This window comes from Vibrio sp. 1580 (assembly GCF_033340055.1).
Genome location: NZ_JAWOVT010000023.1, coordinates 22,072 through 44,664 on the forward strand (window position 1 = coordinate 22,072; position 22,593 = coordinate 44,664).

23 protein-coding genes are annotated in these 22,593 nt (G+C 46.1%); all 23 read left to right on the forward strand.

The genetic code is table 11. The annotated features are described in order from the left end of the window. The first annotated feature begins 3 nt into the window (after positions 1 to 3). The 23 genes from flhB to R7093_RS22825 all read left to right on the forward strand — a co-directional run bounded on the left by flhB (position 4) and on the right by R7093_RS22825 (position 22,498). Entirely contained in the window at positions 4 to 1,134 is a 1,131-nt protein-coding gene (gene flhB / locus R7093_RS22715; RefSeq protein WP_005380490.1) for a flagellar biosynthesis protein FlhB, read from the forward strand. Between the two features lie 210 nt (positions 1,135 to 1,344). Further along, positions 1,345 to 3,444 (forward strand): flagellar biosynthesis protein FlhA, encoded by a 2,100-nt coding sequence (flhA, locus tag R7093_RS22720; protein ID WP_025998722.1) that lies wholly within the window; start codon positions 1,345 to 1,347, stop codon positions 3,442 to 3,444. 28 nt (positions 3,445 to 3,472) lie between these two features. Beyond that, a complete protein-coding gene (gene flhF, locus R7093_RS22725) occupies positions 3,473 to 4,990 on the forward strand; it encodes a flagellar biosynthesis protein FlhF (RefSeq protein ID WP_033907111.1) in 1,518 nt (505 codons plus the stop codon). A 14-nt stretch (positions 4,991 to 5,004) separates the two neighbouring features. Further along, a complete protein-coding gene (locus R7093_RS22730; RefSeq protein WP_005380498.1) occupies positions 5,005 to 5,892 on the forward strand; it encodes a MinD/ParA family protein in 888 nt (295 codons plus the stop codon). Then, complete coding sequence (locus R7093_RS22735) at positions 5,885 to 6,619, forward strand: RNA polymerase sigma factor FliA (RefSeq protein WP_005380499.1); 735 nt, start codon at positions 5,885 to 5,887, stop codon at positions 6,617 to 6,619. Before R7093_RS22730 ends, R7093_RS22735 begins: the two co-directional genes overlap by 8 nt. A gap of 45 nt (positions 6,620 to 6,664) precedes the next feature. Beyond that, complete coding sequence (gene cheY / locus R7093_RS22740; RefSeq protein WP_017635949.1) at positions 6,665 to 7,033, forward strand: chemotaxis response regulator CheY; 369 nt, start codon at positions 6,665 to 6,667, stop codon at positions 7,031 to 7,033. Positions 7,034 to 7,151: 118 nt separating this feature from the next. Continuing rightward, positions 7,152 to 7,892 carry a protein phosphatase CheZ gene (locus R7093_RS22745; protein ID WP_005380502.1) on the forward strand — a complete coding sequence of 247 codons (741 nt, stop codon included), beginning with the start codon at positions 7,152 to 7,154 and terminating at the stop codon, positions 7,890 to 7,892. Positions 7,893 to 7,901: 9 nt separating this feature from the next. Then, positions 7,902 to 10,142, forward strand: a complete 2,241-nt coding sequence (locus R7093_RS22750) for a chemotaxis protein CheA (RefSeq protein ID WP_005384459.1) — start codon at positions 7,902 to 7,904, stop codon at positions 10,140 to 10,142. 29 nt (positions 10,143 to 10,171) lie between these two features. Continuing rightward, the gene (locus R7093_RS22755) at positions 10,172 to 11,284 is read left to right on the forward strand and encodes a chemotaxis response regulator protein-glutamate methylesterase (RefSeq protein ID WP_005384458.1); all 1,113 of its coding nucleotides are present in this window, start codon (positions 10,172 to 10,174) and stop codon (positions 11,282 to 11,284) included. An 8-nt stretch (positions 11,285 to 11,292) separates the two neighbouring features. Further along, on the forward strand, positions 11,293 to 12,072 hold the full coding sequence (locus tag R7093_RS22760; protein WP_005380505.1) for a ParA family protein: 780 nt from the start codon (positions 11,293 to 11,295) through the stop codon (positions 12,070 to 12,072). Beyond that, entirely contained in the window at positions 12,062 to 13,114 is a 1,053-nt protein-coding gene (locus tag R7093_RS22765) for a chemotaxis protein CheW (RefSeq protein ID WP_065274746.1), read from the forward strand. The genes R7093_RS22760 and R7093_RS22765 overlap by 11 nt, the downstream gene beginning before the upstream one ends. Before the next feature lie 35 nt (positions 13,115 to 13,149). Next, on the forward strand, positions 13,150 to 13,644 hold the full coding sequence (locus tag R7093_RS22770) for a chemotaxis protein CheW (RefSeq protein WP_005380507.1): 495 nt from the start codon (positions 13,150 to 13,152) through the stop codon (positions 13,642 to 13,644). 13 nt (positions 13,645 to 13,657) lie between these two features. Continuing rightward, positions 13,658 to 14,152: a DUF2802 domain-containing protein gene (locus R7093_RS22775; RefSeq protein ID WP_031777229.1), complete on the forward strand. Its 495-nt coding sequence runs from the start codon at positions 13,658 to 13,660 to the stop codon at positions 14,150 to 14,152. 290 nt (positions 14,153 to 14,442) lie between these two features. After that, positions 14,443 to 15,060, forward strand: coding sequence for a cytochrome c biogenesis heme-transporting ATPase CcmA (gene ccmA, locus R7093_RS22780; protein ID WP_005380511.1), 618 nt, complete (start codon positions 14,443 to 14,445; stop codon positions 15,058 to 15,060). 1 nt (position 15,061) lies between these two features. Next, entirely contained in the window at positions 15,062 to 15,730 is a 669-nt protein-coding gene (gene ccmB / locus R7093_RS22785; protein WP_005380512.1) for a heme exporter protein CcmB, read from the forward strand. 109 nt (positions 15,731 to 15,839) lie between these two features. Further along, positions 15,840 to 16,583 carry a heme ABC transporter permease gene (locus R7093_RS22790; protein WP_005380513.1) on the forward strand — a complete coding sequence of 248 codons (744 nt, stop codon included), beginning with the start codon at positions 15,840 to 15,842 and terminating at the stop codon, positions 16,581 to 16,583. Between the two features lie 11 nt (positions 16,584 to 16,594). Further along, positions 16,595 to 16,801, forward strand: coding sequence for a heme exporter protein CcmD (gene ccmD, locus R7093_RS22795; protein ID WP_005380515.1), 207 nt, complete (start codon positions 16,595 to 16,597; stop codon positions 16,799 to 16,801). Then, the gene (gene ccmE, locus R7093_RS22800) at positions 16,798 to 17,283 is read left to right on the forward strand and encodes a cytochrome c maturation protein CcmE (protein WP_005380516.1); all 486 of its coding nucleotides are present in this window, start codon (positions 16,798 to 16,800) and stop codon (positions 17,281 to 17,283) included. The genes ccmD and ccmE overlap by 4 nt, the downstream gene beginning before the upstream one ends. Next, a complete protein-coding gene (locus R7093_RS22805; protein WP_017635943.1) occupies positions 17,280 to 19,256 on the forward strand; it encodes a heme lyase CcmF/NrfE family subunit in 1,977 nt (658 codons plus the stop codon). The genes ccmE and R7093_RS22805 overlap by 4 nt, the downstream gene beginning before the upstream one ends. Position 19,257: 1 nt before the next feature. Beyond that, positions 19,258 to 19,812 (forward strand): DsbE family thiol:disulfide interchange protein, encoded by a 555-nt coding sequence (locus R7093_RS22810; protein WP_005380518.1) that lies wholly within the window; start codon positions 19,258 to 19,260, stop codon positions 19,810 to 19,812. Further along, complete coding sequence (locus R7093_RS22815; RefSeq protein ID WP_005380519.1) at positions 19,809 to 20,294, forward strand: cytochrome c-type biogenesis protein; 486 nt, start codon at positions 19,809 to 19,811, stop codon at positions 20,292 to 20,294. The genes R7093_RS22810 and R7093_RS22815 overlap by 4 nt, the downstream gene beginning before the upstream one ends. Beyond that, positions 20,294 to 21,508 carry a c-type cytochrome biogenesis protein CcmI gene (gene ccmI / locus R7093_RS22820; protein ID WP_033907114.1) on the forward strand — a complete coding sequence of 405 codons (1,215 nt, stop codon included), beginning with the start codon at positions 20,294 to 20,296 and terminating at the stop codon, positions 21,506 to 21,508. Before R7093_RS22815 ends, ccmI begins: the two co-directional genes overlap by 1 nt. Positions 21,509 to 21,724: 216 nt before the next feature. Next, positions 21,725 to 22,498 carry a VacJ family lipoprotein gene (locus R7093_RS22825; RefSeq protein WP_005380523.1) on the forward strand — a complete coding sequence of 258 codons (774 nt, stop codon included), beginning with the start codon at positions 21,725 to 21,727 and terminating at the stop codon, positions 22,496 to 22,498. Positions 22,499 to 22,593: the final 95 nt, after the last annotated feature.

Here is a 22,593-nt window from a genome sequence, read left to right on the forward strand (position 1 = left end):
GATTTGGCAGAATCAGACGGTCAGGAACGCACCGAAGAAGCCACGCCCCGACGGTTACAACAAGCCAGAGAAAAGGGGCAGGTCGCTCGATCTAAAGAGCTTGCATCAGCATCTGTGCTGATCGTTGGCGCCATTTCATTGATGTGGTTTGGCGAGGCGTTAGCACGTTCATTGTTTTCCATCATGAGCCGTTTATTTGATCTTCAACGAGAAGAGATTTTCGATACTGCAAAACTGTTTGATATCGCTTTGGGCGCGATGAGTGATTTGTTGTTCCCACTATTTTTGGTGTTAGCGACATTGTTTACCGCCGCCATGATTGGAGCAGCAGGTGTGGGAGGAATCAGTTTTTCTGCCCAAGCGGCCATGCCCAAGCTGTCGAAAATGAATCCGCTTAGCGGCTTAAAGCGAATGGTTGGCATGCAAAGCTGGGTAGAGTTGATCAAATCAATCCTTAAAGTGGTTCTGGTCACTGGTGTCGCCATCTATTTGATCCAAGCATCACAGGCCGATCTGATTCAATTGAGCATGGATGTGTATCCGCAAAACATCTTCCATGCTTTAGATATTTTGCTGAACTTTATTTTGCTGATCAGTTGCTCGCTATTGATTGTGGTTGCCATCGATATTCCATTTCAAATTTGGCAGCACGCCGATCAGTTAAAAATGACCAAGCAAGAAGTCAAAGACGAATACAAAGAGACTGAAGGTAAGCCGGAAGTGAAAGGCCGTATTCGTATGTTGCAAAGGGAAGCGGCTCAACGTCGAATGATGGCGGACGTTCCTCAAGCTGATGTTATTGTTACTAACCCAGAGCACTTCTCGGTAGCGCTTCGTTATAAACAGAAGACAGACCGTGCGCCAGTCGTGATCGCTAAAGGTACTGACCACATGGCGATGAAGATTCGAGAAGTCGCCCGCGAACATGACATTACGATTGTGCCCGCACCACCTTTGGCTCGTGCGTTGTACCACACGACAGAGCTCGAGCAAGAGATCCCCGATGGGTTATTTACTGCCGTCGCTCAGGTTTTGGCATTTGTATTCCAATTGAAGCAATACCGAAAACGAGGTGGACAGCGCCCGAAAATTCAAGATTATGATTTGCCAATCCCGCCCGAGCACCGTCATTGATACGAAAAGCTGTAAAGCCTTAAAAAAGCTCGTTTGATCAAAAGCTAAGCTCTATTTGAGTGTTTAGTCATTATTTTGGCGCTAATTATGGTACATAGATTGCTTAAAACGCTTTAATTATCAACCCTACCTAAACTTTTAGGCTAAAGCGGTCGCGTATTAATAGTAAGAGCTTACGTGACGCTTCAATCGATTGAGATCTCTCGCAGTATGAAGTTAAGCCTGCCGTTTGCAGATAAATTGCCACGAATCCCTCAACGTGAAATGCCAGCTATTGGTGCTCCGGTGATGGTTTTGGCCACCCTAGCGATGGTGGTACTGCCGATTCCAGCATTTTTGCTGGATATGTTCTTCACCTTTAACATCGCGCTGTCGATGGTGGTGTTGTTAGTGACCGTTTACACACGTCGCCCTTTGGACTTCGCTGCTTTTCCAACGGTATTGCTGATCGCCACGTTGCTCCGCTTGGCTTTGAACGTTGCCTCGACTCGTGTCGTCTTACTGCATGGTCATGAAGGCGGTAATGCGGCAGGTAACGTAATTGAGGCGTTCGGTAACGTCGTTATTGGTGGTAACTACGCGGTCGGCCTAGTGGTTTTCCTCATCTTAATGATCATCAACTTTATGGTGGTGACCAAAGGTGCGGGTCGTATCTCTGAGGTAAGTGCTCGCTTTACGCTTGATGCGTTGCCGGGTAAGCAAATGGCGATTGATGCGGACTTGAATGCCGGATTGATAGACCAAGAGCAGGCAAGAGTTCGTCGTTTTGAAGTGACCAAAGAAGCGGATTTCTATGGCTCGATGGATGGTGCCTCGAAGTTCGTAAAAGGTGACGCGATTGCCGGTATTTTGATTCTGTTTATCAACATCGTCGGCGGTCTGTCGATCGGTATGGCGCAGTATGGATTGGGTTTCGGTGAAGCGATTGAAATCTATACCTTACTGACAATCGGTGATGGTTTGGTCGCACAAATCCCATCGCTATTGCTGTCGATTGCAGCGGCAATGATGGTGACGCGCCAAAACACCGATGAAGACATGGGGGAACAACTGGTCTTCCAGATGTTCGACAACCCAAAAGCGCTGATGATTACTGCGGCTATTCTTGGTGTGATGGGCATCGTACCGGGCATGCCACACTTTGCGTTTTTGAGCCTGGCAGTCGCGGCCGGTGCAGCGGCATATTTCATCGACAAACGGCAGAAGCAGAAAGCGAAAGAGCCCGCTTTACCAGCAACAGCAGACGAAGGTACAGAACCTTCCTCACAGCGCGAACTGTCTTGGGATGACGTCCAGCCAGTCGATATTATTGGCTTGGAAGTCGGTTATCGCTTAATCCCTTTGGTGGACAGAGACCAAGGTGGGGAACTGTTAGAGCGCGTAAAAGGCGTGCGTAAAAAGTTATCGCAAGATTTTGGGTTCCTAATTCCAGCGGTTCATATTCGTGACAATCTTGAGCTGACCCCAAACAGTTACCGAATTACATTGATGGGGGTTGCGGTGGGCGAAGCAGAGATTCGTCCGGATCAAGAGCTAGCGATTAACCCAGGTCAGGTGTATGGCATGATTGATGGTGAGCCAACCATTGACCCTGCTTTTGGACTGGAAGCCGTATGGATCCGAGAAGATCAGCGTGAGCACGCGCAGGCTCTGGGTTATACGGTTGTTGATTCATCAACGGTATTAGCGACGCACCTAAGCCAGCTATTGACCAACAACGCATCACAGCTAATTGGTCATGAAGAAGTAGAGAATTTATTAGAAATGTTGGGACGCAGCGCGCCTAAGTTGGTCGAGAACTTTGTTCCTGACCAATTACCATTAGGTGTGGTGGTGAAAGTCCTACAAAACTTGTTAAACGAGGCCATTCCAATCCGCGATATTCGCACGATTGTTCAAACTTTGGCTGAGTACTCAAGTAAGAGTCAAGAAGCTGACATATTGACGGCAGCAGTTCGAATTAGTCTTAAACGTCTAATTGTTCAAGAAATCAATGGTATAGAGCCTGAGTTACCAGTGATTACTTTGATACCCGAACTGGAACAAATATTGCATCAAACTATGCAAGCATCAGGAGGCGAATCTGCGGGGATTGAACCGGGACTCGCTGAGCGATTGCAGTCTTCACTAAGCCAAGCGACACAGGAACAAGAACTGAAAGGCGAACCTGCCGTTCTGCTTACTTCCGGCGTATTACGCTCGACGTTGGCGAAATTTGTGAAGAACACAATACCTAATCTCCGGGTACTGTCTTACCAAGAAATCCCGGATGAAAAACAGATCAGAATTGTGCAAGCCGTGGGTAACTGATCTCACGCATCATTAATGGATTCATAGTTTGAAAATAAAGCGATTTTTTGCCAAAGACATGAGAACGGCGCTGCTCCAAGTGAAAGAGGAGTTAGGCGCGGAAGCGGTGATCATGTCAAACAAGAAAGTGGCTGGTGGAGTAGCGATTGTTGCGGCGATAGATAGTGAATCTAATCCGTCTCAAGCAAGCGCAGCGTCACAGCAAAATCGCGGTGCTTCTCAATCGAATCGCTATAACGAACATCGTCAAATGTCATCGTCTTCTGCTGATCGTTACCAAGATCGTCATTTAGATGAAGATAAAATTAGCCTGAACAGTAATAACAGTAACAATGAAAAAACAGGCTCAATGACGCAGCGATTCGCTAATATGCTTAAGCAATATAGCGGTGGTGCAGCAGATGCTGACGACCACGTAGCGGAAAATGAAGATTCGCTCTCTGCTTTGCTGCAACGCCAAAATAAGCATCGCGACGGCTACAACCAAGAAAAGCCAGCGCCATATCAACCAGATTCACCTTTGGCGAAGCTAATCGCACAGGACAATCGATTTGAACGTCCGACGCCCAAGCTGGACCCGACGCGCTATGACCGACGTCGCCCAAGTGATGAGCGTGACGAATCGGCCGATGAGCTAGAAAGCATGCGCGAAGAGATGACGTCAATTCGTCGTCTGTTGGAGCACCAAGTTTCTGGTCTGATGTGGCAAGAAGTAGAACGTCGTGAGCCACTAAGAGCAATGCTGATTAAGCGCTTAGAGCGAATGGGCGTTTCTCCGGAGTTAGCAGACCAGATGGCCTGTTATATCCCGGAAGATACAAAGCCAGCGCGAGCGTGGAAAGCGTTATTGTCGCTGGTGGCGGATCAAATCAATATTCCTAAACAGGACATTTTAAAACGTGGTGGCGTAGTCGCATTGTTGGGTCCGACGGGGGTTGGGAAAACAACAACCGTAGCGAAACTCGCAGCACGCGCAGCCATGGAATACGGTGCCGACAATGTGGCCCTTGTGACAACAGATACATATCGCATAGGTGCACATGAGCAACTCTCAATTTATGGAAGAATTATGGGTTGTCCCGTAAGAGTTGCTAAAGATTCTAACGAGTTAGCCGATGTTATATATCAGCTAAGAAACAGAAGACTGATTTTGGTCGATACGGCAGGGATGGGGCAACGAGATGTGAGGCTTTCCGAGCAGCTCGACACTCTAATGCAAGAGAGCGGGGAAGTGATTCACAGCTACCTTGTTTTGCCGGCTACCGCACAACGTCGTGTTCTACAAGAAACGCTGGATCACTTCCGACGTATACCACTTTCGGGTTGTATTATGACGAAGCTTGATGAGTCATTAAGCCTAGGCGAATTCATCAGTGTAGTGATTCAAAACGCAATGCCAGTAGCTTACATCGCTAATGGTCAGCGCGTACCAGAAGACATTGTGATAGCGCAACCAAAATATATGCTTGCGAAAGCAAATGAACTGTTAGAGAAGTCGACAGAGAACGAACCTCACTTTTGGAACAGTGACAGTGAAGGACTCTAAGGCGGCGGACTACTATGACTGAGAATATGATACACGATCAAGCAAGCGGCCTCCGTCGCTTAACACAACCATCGTTGACCAAAGTGATTGCTGTTACTGGCGGCAAAGGTGGTGTGGGGAAATCAAACGTAACACTGGGTCTGGCGATTTGTATGGCTCGCCAAGGCAAGAAGGTGATGGTTCTCGACGCTGATTTAGGTCTGGCCAATGTGGACGTGATGCTCGGAATTCGTGCAAAACGTAATCTAGGACATGTCTTAGCGGGTGAATGTGAGCTAAAAGATGCGATTGTCGAAGGGCCTTATGGTATAAAGATAATTCCTGCAACTTCTGGCACACAGAGCATGACAGAGCTTTCTCACGCTCAGCATGCTGGACTCATTCGAGCATTTGGTAGTCTTGAAGACGAAATGGATGTCCTGCTGATTGATACCGCTGCTGGTATCTCTGACATGGTAATCAGTTTTTCGCGAGCAGCTCAAGATGTGGTTGTAGTTGTGTGTGATGAACCGACGTCAATCACAGATGCCTATGCATTAATCAAGCTGTTGAGTAAAGAACACCAAGTTCAACGCTTTAAAGTTGTAGCAAATATGGTCAGAAGCTACCGTGAAGGGCGAGAATTGTTTGCAAAGTTGACACTAGTCACAGAGCGATTCTTGAATGTTAGCCTTGAACTCGTAGCATGTATTCCATTAGATGATAAAGTACGACAGGCTGTAAAAAGACAAAAAATTGTCGTTGATGCGTTCCCACGCTCGCCTGCCGCTTTAGCTATCAGCTCACTAGCAAACAAAGCGTTGACGTGGCCACTACCGAAAACACCAAGTGGACACTTGGAATTTTTTGTGGAAAGGTTGCTAAATCGTACCGAATTCGCAGAGGACCCTTTTGGTGAATAAAGCGATAACCTATGACCAACATGGCAAATTTAATAGCCAGCAGGCGTTCATTGAACGTTATTCAGTGTTGGTTAAGCGCATTGCTCACCACCTACTAGGCCGTTTACCGCCGAGTGTTCAGGTAGAGGATTTAATTCAGGCCGGCATGATCGGTCTTATCGAAGCTCAGCAGAATTATGATGGTTCTAAAGGTGCGAGCTTTGAAACTTATGCAGGTATCCGTATTCGTGGCGCAATGTTAGATGACATGCGTAAAGGCGATTGGGTACCGCGTTCTGTTCATAAAAATAATCGAGAGATTAACCAAGCGATTGCGGAGCTGGAAGGCGAATTAAATCGAGATCCTACTGATTCTGAAGTAGCCACGCATCTCGGTATGACACTGGATCAATATCATAGTGCTCTTACCGATATCAACTGCTCAAAATTAGTCGGTATTGAAGATTTAGGCGTTTCTGATGATGTGATTTCACCGGCGGATGAAACCGATGACAGCAACCCATTCAAAGGGGTAGTTGATGAATCATTTCGAAAAGCACTGGTTGAATCAATAAAACAGCTTCCAGAGCGTGAAGCTTTGGTTCTTTCGCTTTATTATGATGAAGAACTCAATTTGAAAGAAATTGGCGATGTGTTAGGCGTAAGCGAATCTCGCGTAAGTCAAATACTGAGTCAAGCGATGCAACGTTTACGTACCAAGCTCAGTGCGTGGACACAAAATGACTAAAAACACTGATTTTACGATTCAGTGGAGGCAATTTTGAATAAAAACATGAAGATCCTTATTGTTGATGATTTCTCAACAATGCGCCGTATTGTTAAAAACCTGCTTCGTGACTTGGGTTTCAATAACACTCAAGAAGCGGACGATGGTTTAACCGCATTACCAATGCTGAAAAAAGGTGACTTCGATTTTGTTGTAACTGACTGGAACATGCCAGGTATGCAAGGCATCGATTTGCTTAAACACATCCGCGCGGATGCAGAACTTAAGCATCTGCCAGTTCTAATGATCACGGCTGAAGCGAAGCGTGAGCAGATCATTGAAGCTGCTCAAGCAGGTGTAAACGGCTACATTGTTAAGCCATTTACTGCTGCAACATTAAAAGAAAAATTAGATAAAATTTTCGAGCGTTTATAACTCTCTCTTTCTCTTTGTTATTCGAGTCATTCATACCAATTATTAAATACCTATTAAATGACTCGTTTAGCGTTTTCAAAGTGATAAGAAGAACTAAACGTAAAAGGGTCTATTCAGAATGATCTCACTAGAGCAGGCGAAGTCACTCGTTCAAATGCTAGAAAACGGGGAACAAGACCAAGCCAATATGCTTGTTGCCTCGATCTACGAAGGTGCCGATAACCCAATGCTGCAAGAAATTGGAGCGTTAACTCGAGACCTTCACGAATCACTCAAGCAGTTCAGTCTCGATCAGCGCATGACCGAAATTGCGAAAGACGAAATCCCTAACGCTAGGGATCGTCTCAATTATGTGATCGAGAAGACAGAGCTTGCAGCCAACAAAACAATGGATGCGGTCGACTGCTGCCTTCCTATCGCTGATAACCTGCATGATTGCCTTCTAAAAGTTCGTCCTCAATGGAATGAACTCATGCACGGGCGCATAGAATTAAGCGAATTTAAAGCACTGTGCCACCGAATTGACGGGCTATTAGTGCAAGTCGAAGGTGACAGCACTGAATTGCGCGGCCAATTGACCGAAATTCTCATGGCGCAAGACTTCCAAGACCTAACTGGCCAAATCATTCGCCGCGTAATTACGTTGGTTAATGAAGTTGAAGGCCGCTTAGTGGAAATCCTAACCGTATTCTCTGGAAATAAACTTGAAGAACACATTCAAGTTTTGTCAGAACCGGCAGATAAAAAGAATACACAAACAAGCGAAGCCGAAGGCCCGATTCTTCATCCAGAACTGAGAGAAGATGCGGTTTCATCGCAGGACGAAGTCGATGACTTGTTGTCCAGTCTTGGATTTTAAAGGTAACGTATGAGCTACGATTTAGACGAAGATATTCTTCAGGACTTTCTCATTGAGGCTGGGGAAATTCTCGAGCTGCTTTCTGAGCAGTTGGTTGAATTGGAAAATAACCCAGAAGACAAAGACTTACTTAATGCTATTTTCCGCGGGTTTCATACCGTAAAAGGCGGTGCCGGCTTCCTTTCATTGGCAGAGCTAGTCGATACTTGTCATGGTGCGGAGAACGTGTTCGACGTTTTACGAAACGGTCAACGCACGGTAACGCAAAACTTAATGGATACGATGCTAAAAGCCTTGGATACGGTTAATACCCAGTTCCAGGCTGTTCAAGATCGTGAGCCGTTAGAAGCTGCGGACCCTGAGCTTCTTGAAGAACTTCATCGTCTATGCAAACCTGAGTCAGAAGATGAAGTAGCGGCAACCGTAGTTGAAGAACCAGTGGCTACTCCAGAGCCTATTATTCCCGAGCCTATCATCGAAGAACCTGCTGCGCCGTCAGCACCATCAAGTGTCGGCTCTGTTGATGAAATTACCCAAGACGAATTCGAAAAGCTACTTGATGAGCTTCATGGTAAAGGTTCAGCGCCAGGCACCTCAATGTCTGCGACACCTACAACGCCATCTGAACCGCCTCAATCGAGTGCACCATCAGTTGAAAGTGGTGATATCACTGATGATGAGTTTGAACGTTTACTCGATGAACTGCACGGTGTAGGAAAAAGCCCTTCTACGGCAGAGGCTGCTGCATCTGCATCCGTACCAGTAGAGCCACCTAAAGCGGCAGAGCCTTCCGCTCCAGTGGCATCTTCATCAAATCAAGACAGTGACTTAATGACGGACGAAGAGTTCGAAAAGTTACTCGATGAGCTACATGGTTCAGGTAAAGGTCCAACGCTAGAAGAATTGGATATGGCAACGAAGCCAGCGTCAGCAAACGTAGAGCAAAGCCCTGCGAAACCTGAGCCTGTTGCTAAGCCAGCACCCGTTCAAGCAGCGCCAGCACCAAAACCAGAATCTAAACCAGTCGCGGTAAAAGAAGAAGCCAAAGCACCAGCGGTTAAAAAACCTCAGGCTGAAGCAACCGTTCGTGTTGATACCTCGACACTTGATACCATCATGAACATGGTGGGTGAGCTCGTATTGGTTCGAAACCGCCTATTAAGCCTTGGTTTGAATAGCGACAACGAAGAGATGTCCAAAGCGGTCGCTAACCTTGACGTGGTAACTGCGGATCTACAAGGCGCGGTAATGAAAACGCGTATGCAGCCAATTAAGAAAGTGTTTGGCCGCTTCCCACGCGTTGTTCGTGACTTGGCTCGTAACCTAAATAAAGACATCGTGCTAGAAATGCGCGGTGAAGAAACCGATCTCGATAAGAACCTTGTAGAAGCATTGGCCGATCCGTTGATTCACTTGGTACGTAACTCGGTTGATCACGGTATTGAAATGCCAGACGCACGCGCGAAGGCCGGCAAATCACGCACAGGTAAAGTGATTTTGTCAGCATCGCAAGAAGGGGACCATATTGAACTATCCATCGTAGATGATGGTGGCGGTATGGACCCGAACAAACTGCGTGGCATCGCGGTGAAGCGTGGCATGATGGATGAAGATGCGGCGGCACGTTTAACAGATAAAGAGTGCTTCAACCTTATCTTCGCACCTGGTTTCTCAAGTAAAGATAAAATTTCTGACATCTCTGGTCGTGGTGTGGGTATGGATGTGGTTAAGACGGCGATCAATACCTTAAACGGTTCAATCGATATCGATTCTGAGCTAGGCAAGGGCACTAAGATTACGATCAAAGTACCACTAACGTTAGCGATTTTACCGACTCTGATGGTTGGTGTTGGCGGTCATCCTTTTGCTCTACCACTGGCTTCGGTGAGTGAAATTTTCCACTTGGATCTTAGTCGTACAAACGTGGTAGATGGTCAGCTGACGATTATTGTGCGTGAGAAATCTATCCCACTATTTTACTTACAAAACTGGTTGGCATCCAAATCGCAAAACGTCCAAGAGCGTACTGGTCACGGTCACGTGGTGATTGTACAGATTGGTAACCAGCGCGTTGGTTTTGTTGTGGATACGCTTATTGGTCAAGAAGAAGTGGTTATTAAGCCACTCGATAATCTATTACAGGGCACTCCAGGTATGGCTGGTGCGACAATTACTAGCGATGGCCATATTGCATTAATTCTAGATGTGCCTGATTTACTTAAGCGATATGCTGCGGCTTCACGCCTTTAAGCAAAGCTGACGTTATTAAAAGGAATAAGATGGCGATTAAAGTACTAGTCGTTGATGATTCGAGTTTTTTCCGACGTCGCGTGAGCGAAATCATCAACTCAGAATCGCGCCTAGAAGTGATTGACGTTGCGGTAAATGGTAGAGAGGCGGTTGAGAAAGCCAAATCTCTCAAACCTGACGTCATCACGATGGATATTGAAATGCCAGTGATGGATGGCATTACAGCTGTACGTGAAATAATGGCCGCTGCTCCAACGCCAATTCTAATGTTTTCGTCCCTGACCCACGACGGGGCGAAAGCTACGCTTGATGCGCTAGATGCGGGCGCATTGGACTTCTTACCGAAAAAGTTTGAGGACATTGCGCGTAACCGTGAAGAAGCGGTGTCATTACTTCAACAGCGTGTGATTCAGATTGCCTCGAAGCGCGCTTTCATGCGTCGACCTATCGCTCGCCCAACAGCGAGTACCAGCACGACTACTCGACCATTAGGTTCAAGAACGGCTTCACCTGTGACTCCAACACCAACTCGACCTGCTGCGACAAAGTACCGTGCTTCTGGTAAGAAGTATCAACTGACGGCAATTGGAACATCAACAGGTGGCCCCGTTGCTCTACAAAAAATTCTGACGCGTTTGCCGATGAACTATCCGCATCCGATTGTATTGATTCAACACATGCCAGCAACGTTTACTGCTGCGTTTGCCAGTCGTTTGAACACCTTGTGTAAGATTCAAGTGAAAGAAGCACAAGATGGCGATGTGTTACAGCCCGGTGTGGCATACCTTGCACCAGGTGGGAAACAAATGATGGTGGATGGACGAGCGGGCGCTGCTCGTCTTCGCATTATTGATGGCGGCGACCGCATGAACTACAAACCATGTGTGGATGTGACTTTTGGTTCTGCCGCAAAAGTATATGGCGACAAAGTGCTCTCTTTAGTGTTGACAGGCATGGGTGCAGACGGTCGTGAGGGCGCTCGCATGTTGAAGTCTTCAGGCTCAACAATTTGGGCACAAGATGAAGAAAGTTGTGTTGTTTATGGCATGCCCCAAGCGGTTGCTAAAGCAGGCATTTCTTCAGAAGATTTACCGCTTGACCGCATTGCTGAACGCATGTTGGTGGAAGTTGGCCTAGCTTAGGATTCATCATGATTGTTTGGAGTGTAGCTAACCAGAAAGGAGGCGTGGGTAAAACCACCTCAACAGTGACATTGGCGGGCTTATTGAGCCAGAAAGGCCATCGAGTATTGATGGTTGATACTGATCCTCACGCCTCACTGACTACTTATCTCGGTTATGATCCTGATGCAGTAACTTCGAGCCTATTTGATTTATTCCAGTTGAAGACGTTTTCTCGTGAGACGGTTAAGCCGTTGATTTTAGAAACAGAGCTGGAAGGAATGGATATCATTCCCGCGCATATGTCCCTTGCCACGCTTGATCGCGTAATGGGTAATCGCAGTGGTATGGGATTAATCTTAAAACGGGCGCTGCAAACTGTCTCACAAGACTATGACTATGTGTTGATTGACTGTCCGCCAATCCTTGGCGTGATGATGGTGAACGCGTTGGCAGCCAGTGACCGAATTTTGATTCCTGTTCAAACAGAGTTTTTGGCGATGAAAGGTCTAGAGCGCATGATGCGTACGCTAACCATTATGCAAAAATCTCGCCCGGGCGGTTTCAAAGTGACTATCGTCCCAACCATGTACGATAAGCGCACGAAAGCGTCATTGCAGACATTGATGCAACTGAAAAAAGATTACCCAAATCAAGTGTGGACCTCAGCGGTGCCTATTGATACCAAGTTCCGCGATGCCAGTTTAAAGCACTTGCCAGCTTCGCATTTTGCATCTGGTAGCCGTGGTGTGTTTGCCTATAAACAGCTACTGATTTACCTGGAGAGGTTGGCGTTCGATGAGCAGTAATGATGTGCTGTCCAGTGAACAAGCACTTGATGACTACTTTAATGCATTACTGGATGATGAAACTGAAATAACGACTCTTGAGGAAGACCTTGACCTGTTGGCTCAAGAGGTATCATCTGCAGAGCCAGAGCCAGAGCCAGAGCCAGAGCCAGAGCCAGAGCCAGAGCCAGAGCCAGAATTGCAGCTACAATACTCGGAGCCAGAAACGTACCAGTTTCAAGAAACATATCCGCCAGAGTTGGAAGCTCCAAACCTGGAAGATGTTCAAAGGCTATTAAGTCAGCTTGAAGCAAGCAACCCAGTGGCTGAGTTGGATATTGATAGTATTCTTGAACAAAATACGATTGATATTGCAGCAGAGATAAAAGCGGCTGAGCCTGAGGTACAAACCTTTAGTGAGGTGCCTGAGCTTCAGGGTGTTGAGGAAATACAGGACTGGGTGATTGATGAGCCAGTTTTTGAGGAAGCTCAACCAGAGGTGGATGAACCTCACGCAGTGATCGAACAAAGTATCAATATAGAATCGAACGTCGATACTGAACTCGAAACACAAGCAGATTCCGATATACCAACGGTCTGGGAAAGCACGAAGCGAAGTGAGGACTTCCAAGTTCTTTACTTTGATGTGAATGGTGTCACGTTTGCTGTACCTCTTGATGAGTTAGGTGGTATTCATCGCATTAGCGAGCTTAACCATTTGATAGGAAAACCCGCCTGGTATTTGGGGCTACAAACAAATCGCGAGCAACAGTTTGATGTCGTCGATACCGCGAAATGGGTGATGGCAGATAAGCTTCGTGATGATAGCTATAAAGATAACTACCAATATGTCGTCATGCTTGGTGAGAGCATGTGGGGGTTGGCCAGTAACCAATTAATGGGGACTGAAACGCTTAATATCGACAAGGTTCGCTGGCGTGAGCAGGCGGGTAAACGCCCTTGGCTAGCGGGCATGGTAAAAGAAAAAATGTGTGCCTTAATTCATGTCCAGGCGCTCATTGACATGCTAAACGCCGGTTTAGATGTCAAATCACTGAATTAGATTTAAGTCGGGAACGACATTAACGAGGATTAACTATGTCTCAAGCTTTTGAAGTAGAAGTGAAGAAAGATGCATCGAATGACGAAGTTCTTCAGTGGGTGACGTTCCAGCTAGAAGAAGAAACGTACGGCATCAACGTAATGCAAGTTCGTGAAGTACTTCGTTATACTGAAATTGCCCCTGTTCCAGGTGCACCAGATTATGTACTTGGTATCATCAACCTACGCGGTAATGTAGTTACTGTTATCGATACACGTTCACGTTTTGGCCTGATGGAAGGCGAAGTCACCGACAACACTCGTATTATTGTGATCGAGTCTGAGCGTCAAGTGATTGGTATCTTAGTAGATAGCGTGGCAGAAGTCGTTTATCTGCGTTCTTCTGAAATTGATACGACGCCTTCAGTTGGTACCGACGAGAGTGCGAAGTTCATCCAGGGTGTGAGCAACCGTGACGGCAAGCTTCTTATCCTTGTGGATTTGAACAAGCTGCTAACAGATGACGAGTGGGACGAGATGGCTCACCTTTAATGGCTGAATGATGATGGCTGAAGAGACTCTTTTATCTGCTCCATTCCTTGCGGGTGGCGTCGCTTTTATCGTGTTAGTATTGGTTGTTTTGCAACTGCGGATTCGCTCGGGGTTACAAAAGCAGTTAGACCAACAACGAGCTCAATCTCGACACGCAGATAAAGAAGTGCAAAAGTTGAGTAAGCAGTTACTCGAAGTGCGCTCGGTTGTCGTTGGTCTTGGACAAAAAGTGACGGAGCAACAAGACATTATTCAGCACTTAAACGAGAGAATTCGCGAACTCGAACACGCTGATACTGATGGTCGCTTGTATAGTCGTGCTTCTAAAATGGTACAGCTTGGCGCTGATATCAACGAGCTGATTGAAGAGTGCGAACTACCAAAAGCCGAAGCTGAGTTGATGCTTTCACTGCAGAAGAAACTGGCGGGGAAAGAGAAGATTCCACCATTAAGTGGTCAACCATCAGATGACGCAGAATATCCAACGCGTGGACGTCGTCGACGCTAAAGGTTATCAAGCGATAAAAAAGAGGCGTTATTACGCCTCTTTTTTTGTTTTTAGCCGCTAATGCTCTTCTTCAATACAACCCTAGATAACCTTCAGTCGTTCTTGCTCTTAGCTCTGGCCTCTCAAATTCAAAATGAGCGCTTATAACTACTTATAGTTAATTTTATTAAAGTGTGATGATTAATTAACAAAAATACATGAACTTACATGTAACCTAGCCCTCTTATCCTGTTTTGTCATAACTAAGCTGTGCTAATATAGCGGCTCGTTCATTTTTTAGTTGAAGCTCTATGTTAGAAGTGTCTAACCTGACAGCAATCCGTGATGAAAGGGTTCTGTTTGAAAACCTGCAGTTTGAAATTAAGCCTGGTGAATTGGTCCAGATCGAAGGGCGTAATGGTACTGGTAAAACTACATTGCTACGGATTGTGACAGGGTTAGGTGATAGAGAAGAAGGTGTAATTAAATGGAAAGGCGAAGAGGTTGAAAAATCTCGTGATGTTTTCCATCAAGATCTGCTTTTCTTAGGACATCAAACAGGAGTGAAACGAGAGCTTACCGCATTAGAAAACTTACGTTTTTATCAATCTATTCAAAATAATCGCTCTTCAGACGAAGAAATCTTTATCGCTTTGACTCAAGTAGGATTAGCTGGTCGAGAAGATGTGCCTGTAGCACAACTTTCCGCAGGTCAGCAACGACGAGTCGCATTGGCAAGGTTATGGCTCAGTAAGCAAATTTTATGGATTTTAGATGAGCCGTTGACTGCCATTGATAAGCAAGGCGTCAAGGTGCTTGAATCTTTGTTCGCAAGTCATGCTGATAATGGCGGTATTGTTGTGTTGACGACGCATCAAGATATGTTTGCGGACAGCCCGAAACTTAGAAAAATAAAGCTGGGTGACTGATATGATTTCCTCGATGACCACCATCATTCGTCGTGAGCTCCTAATCGCATTTCGCCGTCAGGCAGACATTCTAAACCCGCTGTGGTTCTTTATTATTGTCATTACTCTCTTTCCTCTGAGTATTGGACCAGAACCTAATTTGTTAGCACGTATTGCAGCGGGCATCGTTTGGGTTGCCGCATTGCTGTCCGCCTTATTATCATTAGAGCGTCTATTTCGTGATGATTTTCAAGACGGTGCACTAGAACAAATGATGCTAATGCCGATTCCATTGCAACTTGTAGTGGTTTCAAAGGTCATAGCACATTGGTTGTTAACAGGGTTACCTCTGATTTTAATTAGCCCATTATTGGCGGTTTTACTTTCGCTCGACTTCAATACTTGGCTATCGGTTGTATTAACCTTGATGATCGGTACACCAACACTAAGTTTTATTGGCGCCATTGGTGTGGCGTTGACTGTTGGGTTGCAAAAGGGTGGCGTTCTTTTGAGTTTGCTTATTCTTCCGCTCTACATCCCAATTTTGATTTTCGCAACATCGGCAATTGATGCTGCCGCACTCGGTATGGCGTATAACGGTCAACTAGCGATTTTAGGTGCGATGCTAATGGGGGCGATGACATTAACGCCTTTTGCCATCAGTGCCGCATTGCGAGTTAGTGTTAACTAACTCAATAAAGTGCCAATGAAGCGGCGCTTGATCAAAGAATTATTATTAAAGCACTGCTACGGTCTCAACCCTTTAGACAGTGTCCCTGAAGTAAGAGTGAGAACAAAACATGTGGAAATGGCTACATCCTTATGCCAAGCCAGAAGCAGCTTATCGTTTGAGTGGTAAGTTTCTGCCTTGGTTTTCTGTATTGGCCCTCGTATGCTTATCGGTTGGTACGGTTTGGGGGCTTGCATTTGCGCCTTCAGATTACCAACAAGGTGACAGTTTCCGAATCATCTACATTCATGTCCCATCAGCTATTTGGTCTATGGGCGTTTATATGTCGATGGCGATCGCTGCATTTATTGGCCTAGTATGGCAAGTTCGCCTATCTGATATGGCGGCACTTGCGATGGCTCCGATTGGTGCAGTATTTACTTTTATTGCTCTACTTACAGGTGCTGTTTGGGGCAAGCCTATGTGGGGCACTTGGTGGGTATGGGATGCCCGTCTTACATCTGAATTGATTCTGCTATTTCTCTACCTTGGTGTGATTGCGCTCTACCATGCGTTTGACGATCAAAAAACCGCTGCAAAAGCCGCTGGTATCTTAGCGATCGTAGGCGTAGTAAACCTACCTATCATTCACTTTTCCGTGGAATGGTGGAACACGCTTCATCAAGGTGCGACGATCACGAAATTTGAGCAACCTTCTATTTCATCCGACATGCTTTGGCCGTTATTGCTGAACATCTTTGGCTTTGCGTTCTTCTTTGGTGCCGTGACGATGGTCCGTTTTCGTAACGAAATCATCAGTAAAGAAAGTCACCGCCCTTGGGTGCGCAAACTCGCAACAGAACAAACTCAGTGAGGTAACTGATTATGCATTTTGAATCTCTGAGCGACTTTTTTGCCATGGGTGGCTACGCATCATACGTATGGAGTGCGTTTGGTATTACTTTCTTATCCATGCTGATTCTTCTGATCACTAGCCTTCGCCGCGGTGATGCATTATTGAAAGAAGTGAAAGCAAAAATTGACCGTCAAGCTCGTATCGACGCAGCGAAGAACATGGAGAACACCTTATGAACCCGAGACGTAAAAAGAGGCTAGGTATTGTACTAGCGATCTTTATCGGTATTAGTGCCACCATTGGTTTGATACTTTATGCGCTTAACCAAAATATGGACCTTTTCTACACTCCAACGGAATTGGTTAATGGTAAGCCAGATGGCACCAAGCCAGAAGTAGGCCAGCGTCTGCGTATCGGTGGAATGGTGGTTGTGGGCTCAGTTCGTCGAGATCCTAATTCTTTGAAAGTGAGTTTTGACCTGCACGATGTCGGTCCGAAAGTGACGATTACCTATGACGGTATTCTTCCTGACTTGTTCCGTGAAGGGCAGGGTATTGTTGCTCAAGGTGTACTGAAAGATGCCACGACAGTTGAGGCATTTGAGGTCCTAGCGAAGCACGATGAAGAATACATGCCACCAGAAATTGCAGAAGCGATGAAGAAAACGCATGAACCGCTTCAATACAGCACCGAACAGAAACAAGGAAGCGGCCAATGATTGCTGAAATCGGTCACTTTGCTCTCATTCTTTCGCTTGCAATGGCAGTGCTGTTGAGCGTATTGCCATTGTGGGGAGCATCGAATAATAACACCATGCTCATGAACACAGCGCGACCGCTATCTTGGTCTATGTTCCTGATGCTGTTGTTCTCTTTCGCCATTTTATGTTGGGGATTTTATACCAACGACTTCACGTTACAGTATGTAGCGAGCAACTCGAATAGTCAGCTTCCTTGGTACTACCGTTTAACCGCAGTATGGGGTGCACACGAAGGTTCACTGTTGCTATGGGTGTTAATCCAAGCTGCTTGGACTGTCGCTGTAGCGACGTTTAGTCGTGGTATGCCGCAAGAGTCGGTTGCACGTGTACTTGCTGTTATGGGCATGATCTCAGTGGGTTTCCTACTGTTTATCATCCTAACGTCAAATCCATTCCTACGTACGTTACCGTTCTTCCCGGTTGACGGACGTGACTTGAACCCTTTGCTTCAAGACCCTGGTTTAATTGTTCACCCGCCAATGCTTTACATGGGCTATGTTGGTTTCTCGGTTGCGTTCTCTTTTGCGATCGCATCCCTAATGACTGGACGCCTTGACACGGCTTGGGCTCGTTGGTCTCGTCCTTGGACAACCGCTGCATGGGTATTTTTAACACTTGGTATCGCACTAGGTTCTTGGTGGGCTTACTACGAACTTGGCTGGGGTGGCTGGTGGTTCTGGGACCCAGTAGAAAACGCATCATTCATGCCTTGGTTAGCGGGTACCGCATTAATGCACTCTCTTGCCGTGACAGAAAAACGCGGCACATTTAAAGCGTGGACGGTACTATTGGCAATCTCTGCATTTTCGTTGAGTTTGTTGGGCACCTTCTTAGTCCGTTCCGGTATTTTAGTATCGGTGCACGCGTTCGCGTCTGACCCGTCGCGCGGTATGTTTATTCTAGGCTTCCTCGTTTTCGTTATCGGTGGCTCTTTATTGCTGTTTGCCGTAAAAGGGGCAGCAGTGCGTGTACGAGGTAACTTCGACTTAGTCTCACGTGAAAATGCGCTCTTAGCCAACAACGTATTACTTATCGCCGCTCTTGTTGTGGTGTTAGTGGGGACACTGTTGCCGCTCGTACACAAGCAGCTTGGTTTGGGGTCGGTTTCTATCGGTGCGCCATTCTTTGACATGCTGTTTGCGTGGTTAATGATGCCATTCGCTTTCCTGCTTGGTATTGGTCCTCTTATTCGTTGGAAGCGAGACAATTTATCTAAACTTGTGAAACCAATGCTCGTTTCAGGTGTGCTTGCTTTCGCCTTGGCCGCGCTATGCGTGTACCTGTTTGCCGATTTCTTCTCAACCATGGCTTACATTGGTTGGGTGATGGCGATTTGGATTATTGCGATGCATGGCTTTGAACTGTACGAGCGCGCAACGCACCGTCATAGCTTTAGTGAAGGTGTTCGCAAGCTGCAACGTAGCCACTGGGCAATGATGTTGGGTCATGTTGGTCTGGCGGTATCTGTTATCGGTATTGCGATGGTACAGAACTACAGCATCGAGCGTGATGTACGTTTAGCACCTGGCGAACACTTCCAAATTCAAGGCTATGATTTCTACTTCTCAGGCTTGCGTGATAAAGATGGTCCAAACTACGATGGCTACATCGCAGACTTTGAGATCACACACGATGGCAAATACGTGAATACGCTTCACGCAGAGAAGCGCTTCTACCGTACGGCTAAGTCTATGATGACTGAAGCAGCCATTGACCGTGGTATTAGCCGCGACTTATACATTGCAATGGGTGAACGTTTAGACGACAACCGATCTTGGGCTGTTCGTATTTACTATAAACCGTTCGTTCGTTGGATTTGGGCTGGCTCTTTGATTATGGCATTAGGCGGCGCACTAGCGATTTCTGATAAACGCTACCGCTTCCGTAAATCGCCGAAGAAAAATGCGAAGTCAAAAGAGCAGGAGGCATAACATGAATAAGAAAATCTTATTTATTCCGCTTGTCGCTTTCATGATTCTAGCGGGCATTTTCGCAACCCAATTAATGCGTAACCAAGAGGGCGATGATCCAACTAAATTGGAGTCGGTTTTGGTTGGCAAGCCAGTTCCTGAATTTCATTTAGAAGACCTGGCTGAGCCTGGAAAACAGTACGACCAATCAATTTTTAAAGGTGAACCGTTGCTCTTGAACGTTTGGGCAACGTGGTGCCCAACGTGTTATGCAGAGCATAAATACCTAAACGAATTGGCGGGTAAGGGCGTTAAGATCATCGGTATGAATTACAAAGATGATCGCAATAAAGCAATAGGTTGGCTGAATGATCTCGGCAACCCGTACTTGATCAGCCTATTTGATGGCAGTGGTATGCTTGGCCTTGACCTTGGCGTTTATGGTGCTCCAGAAACATTCATTATTGATGCAAATGGTGTGATTCGCTATCGCCATGTAGGGGATGTAAACCCACGTAATTGGTCAGAAACACTGGAGCCGCTTTACAACAAATTGGTTGAGGAGGCGAAGCAATGAGAAAGCTAATTCTTGCCGTTTTTGCTGCGATGACATTATCTCTTGCTGCTCATGCGGCCATTGAAGTGTACGAGTTTGATAATTTGGAACAAGAACAGCAGTTCAAAGAGTTAAGCCATACGCTCCGTTGCCCTAAATGTCAGAACAACACGATCTCGGATTCTAACGCTGAACTTGCTCAGGACTTACGCCATAAGGTGTACGAAATGACCAAAGAAGGTAAGTCCAAAGATGAGATTGTTGATTACATGATCGCCCGTTACGGTAACTTCGTGACTTACAACCCACCATTTACGGTCGCGACTGCGATTTTGTGGCTAGGGCCACTCGCTGTAGTACTGGGTGGTTTTGGTTTGATTGTGCTGCGTAGCCGTAAATCTAAAGTTAAGGCAAAAGCGAGCAGTGACGAGCAATGGGATGAGCAAAAAGAAGCTCGTTTAAAAGCATTGCTTGAAGAAGAGAACAACGGAGATAAGAAGTAATGACACTATTTTGGATTTCCACCGTTGCTCTCACGCTTATTGCTTGTGCGCTGGTGGCTTTGCCGCTGCTTAAACAAAAAGCGAACAATGATGATGTGTTACGCGATGAGCTCAACAAGGCATTTTATAAAGACCGACTATCTGAGCTTGCAGAAGAAACTGACGAAGGTCTGGTTGAAAGTGAAGACGAACTGATTTCTGATCTAAAGCAATCACTGCTTGACGATATCCCTGGTGATAGAGCGCAAAAAGAAACCAAGGTTTCTCCAATCGCAGTTTTAGTTCCATCGGTAATTCTGACGGTGGTGCTGAGCTATGGTTTGTATTATAAATTTGGCGCGTCAGACGATATTGTTCAATGGCAAGAAGTGTCTGCAAATCTACCTGAGTTATCGAAAAAGCTGATGTCGGCTTCTTCTGAGCCGCTGAGTGACGATGAAATGGCGGATTTGACCCTTGCCCTTCGAACTCGCTTACATTACCAGCCGGAAGATTCGACAGGTTGGTTACTGCTAGGTCGTATTGCGTTAGCAAATCGTGATGTCACCACAGCTATCGATGCGATGGAAAAATCATACCGCCTAGAGCCCAAAGATCCTGATGTGATGTTGGGTTATGCACAAGCTCTGATGCTGTCTCAAGAGGAAATGGATCAAGCGACGGCTCGCTCATTACTCGGCAAGCTGATGCAGCAAGACTATGTCGATCTGCGTGTGTTTTCTTTGTTAGCGTTCGATGCGTTTGAGCGTCAAGACTTCCCGGCAGCCATCAAGTACTGGGGAATCATGCAGCAAATGATTGGTCCAGAAGATAGCCGCTACGAGATGTTGTCACGCAGTATTGAGAGTGCTCGTAAGCAAATGGGCGAAGCGGTTTTACCGGATAAGAGTGTAGCTGTGACAATTAATGTGGCACCAAATGCTCAGTTGGATCCAAACGCAGTTCTGATTGTGTCAGTACATCGTTCAGATGGCTCTCCAATGCCTGTGGCTGCTGCTCGTTATCCGCTAGGTACTTTCCCTCGCACAGTCGTATTAGATGATGGCAATGCCATGATGCAAGGGCAAAAGTTATCTTCACTCGATAAGCTAATCGTCCGTGTGCGTGTAGATTCTGACGGTAACGTAGCAACGCGTGATCAAGATTGGCACGGAGAAAGTGACGTCGTTGAATTTGGCGCACCAGTAGAAGTGACCATTGATCAGCAGTATTAATTGTTAACATCTGTCTCTGAAACATGACAACGAGGTAGAGTCAGTTGCCTTTAGTGGTATGACTCTAAACGATCGAGTAGAATACCGAAGGCCAGCGATTGCTGGCCTTTATTTATTCCCATATCTGAGTCATCTTTACTATGTATCCTGCTCAACATACGTACAATGGTTAATCGGGGTGACTTAGGTACATTAATAGTCGTTATGGAAAATAAAATGTATAACAAGGGTAAATCTACCTTCTTGTTGCTGTTAGCCGTTGGACTGGTTGGCTGTTCAAGTGCGCCTGATGAAGCAGTAACAGGACAAGAAACAAATCAAACGACTTCTGATGTGTATGACCCGTTGGAAGGCTTTAACCGAACCATGTGGGAACTCAACTACGAATATTTAGATCCGTATTTGGTTCGTCCTGTATCACTTGCGTATGTAGAATACACGCCAGTTCCTATTCGTTCTGGTATCGCTAACTTCTTATCGAACTTAGATGAGCCAGCAAGCATGGTTAATAACTTAATCATGGGTAATGGTACGAAAGCCGTGGACCACTTTAACCGTTTTTGGATTAACTCGACGTTCGGTATTTTCGGTTTATTCGATATTGCAAGTGCCGCGGGTATTACGAAGTACGACGAGAAAGCGTTCAGTGATGCAGTAGGCCACTATGGTGTTGGAAATGGTCCTTACTTCATGGTTCCAGGTTATGGTCCGTATACCTTACGTGAAGTGACAGATACCGTAGATAGTACGTATTTACCCCTCTCTTATCTCAACTTCTGGGCGAGTTTGGGAAAGTGGGCGTTTGAAGGAATGGAGAAGCGTGCTTTATTAGTACCGCAAGAAGCGCAGCTAGACTCGTCGCCGGATCCATATATTCTAACTCGCGATGTTTATATCCAGCGTCAAAACTTTAAAGCAGAAGTTGAAACGGTAGAAGAAGTTAACATCGAAGAAGAAGAGTATTTAGATGAATATCTAGAAGACTTTTAAGCGTTGTTCTTCACAATAGAGTGACCCGTCCTGATATGGGTTGACACTTTTTAACTAAAACGCTCGATGTACTTCATCGGGCGTTTTGTATTTTA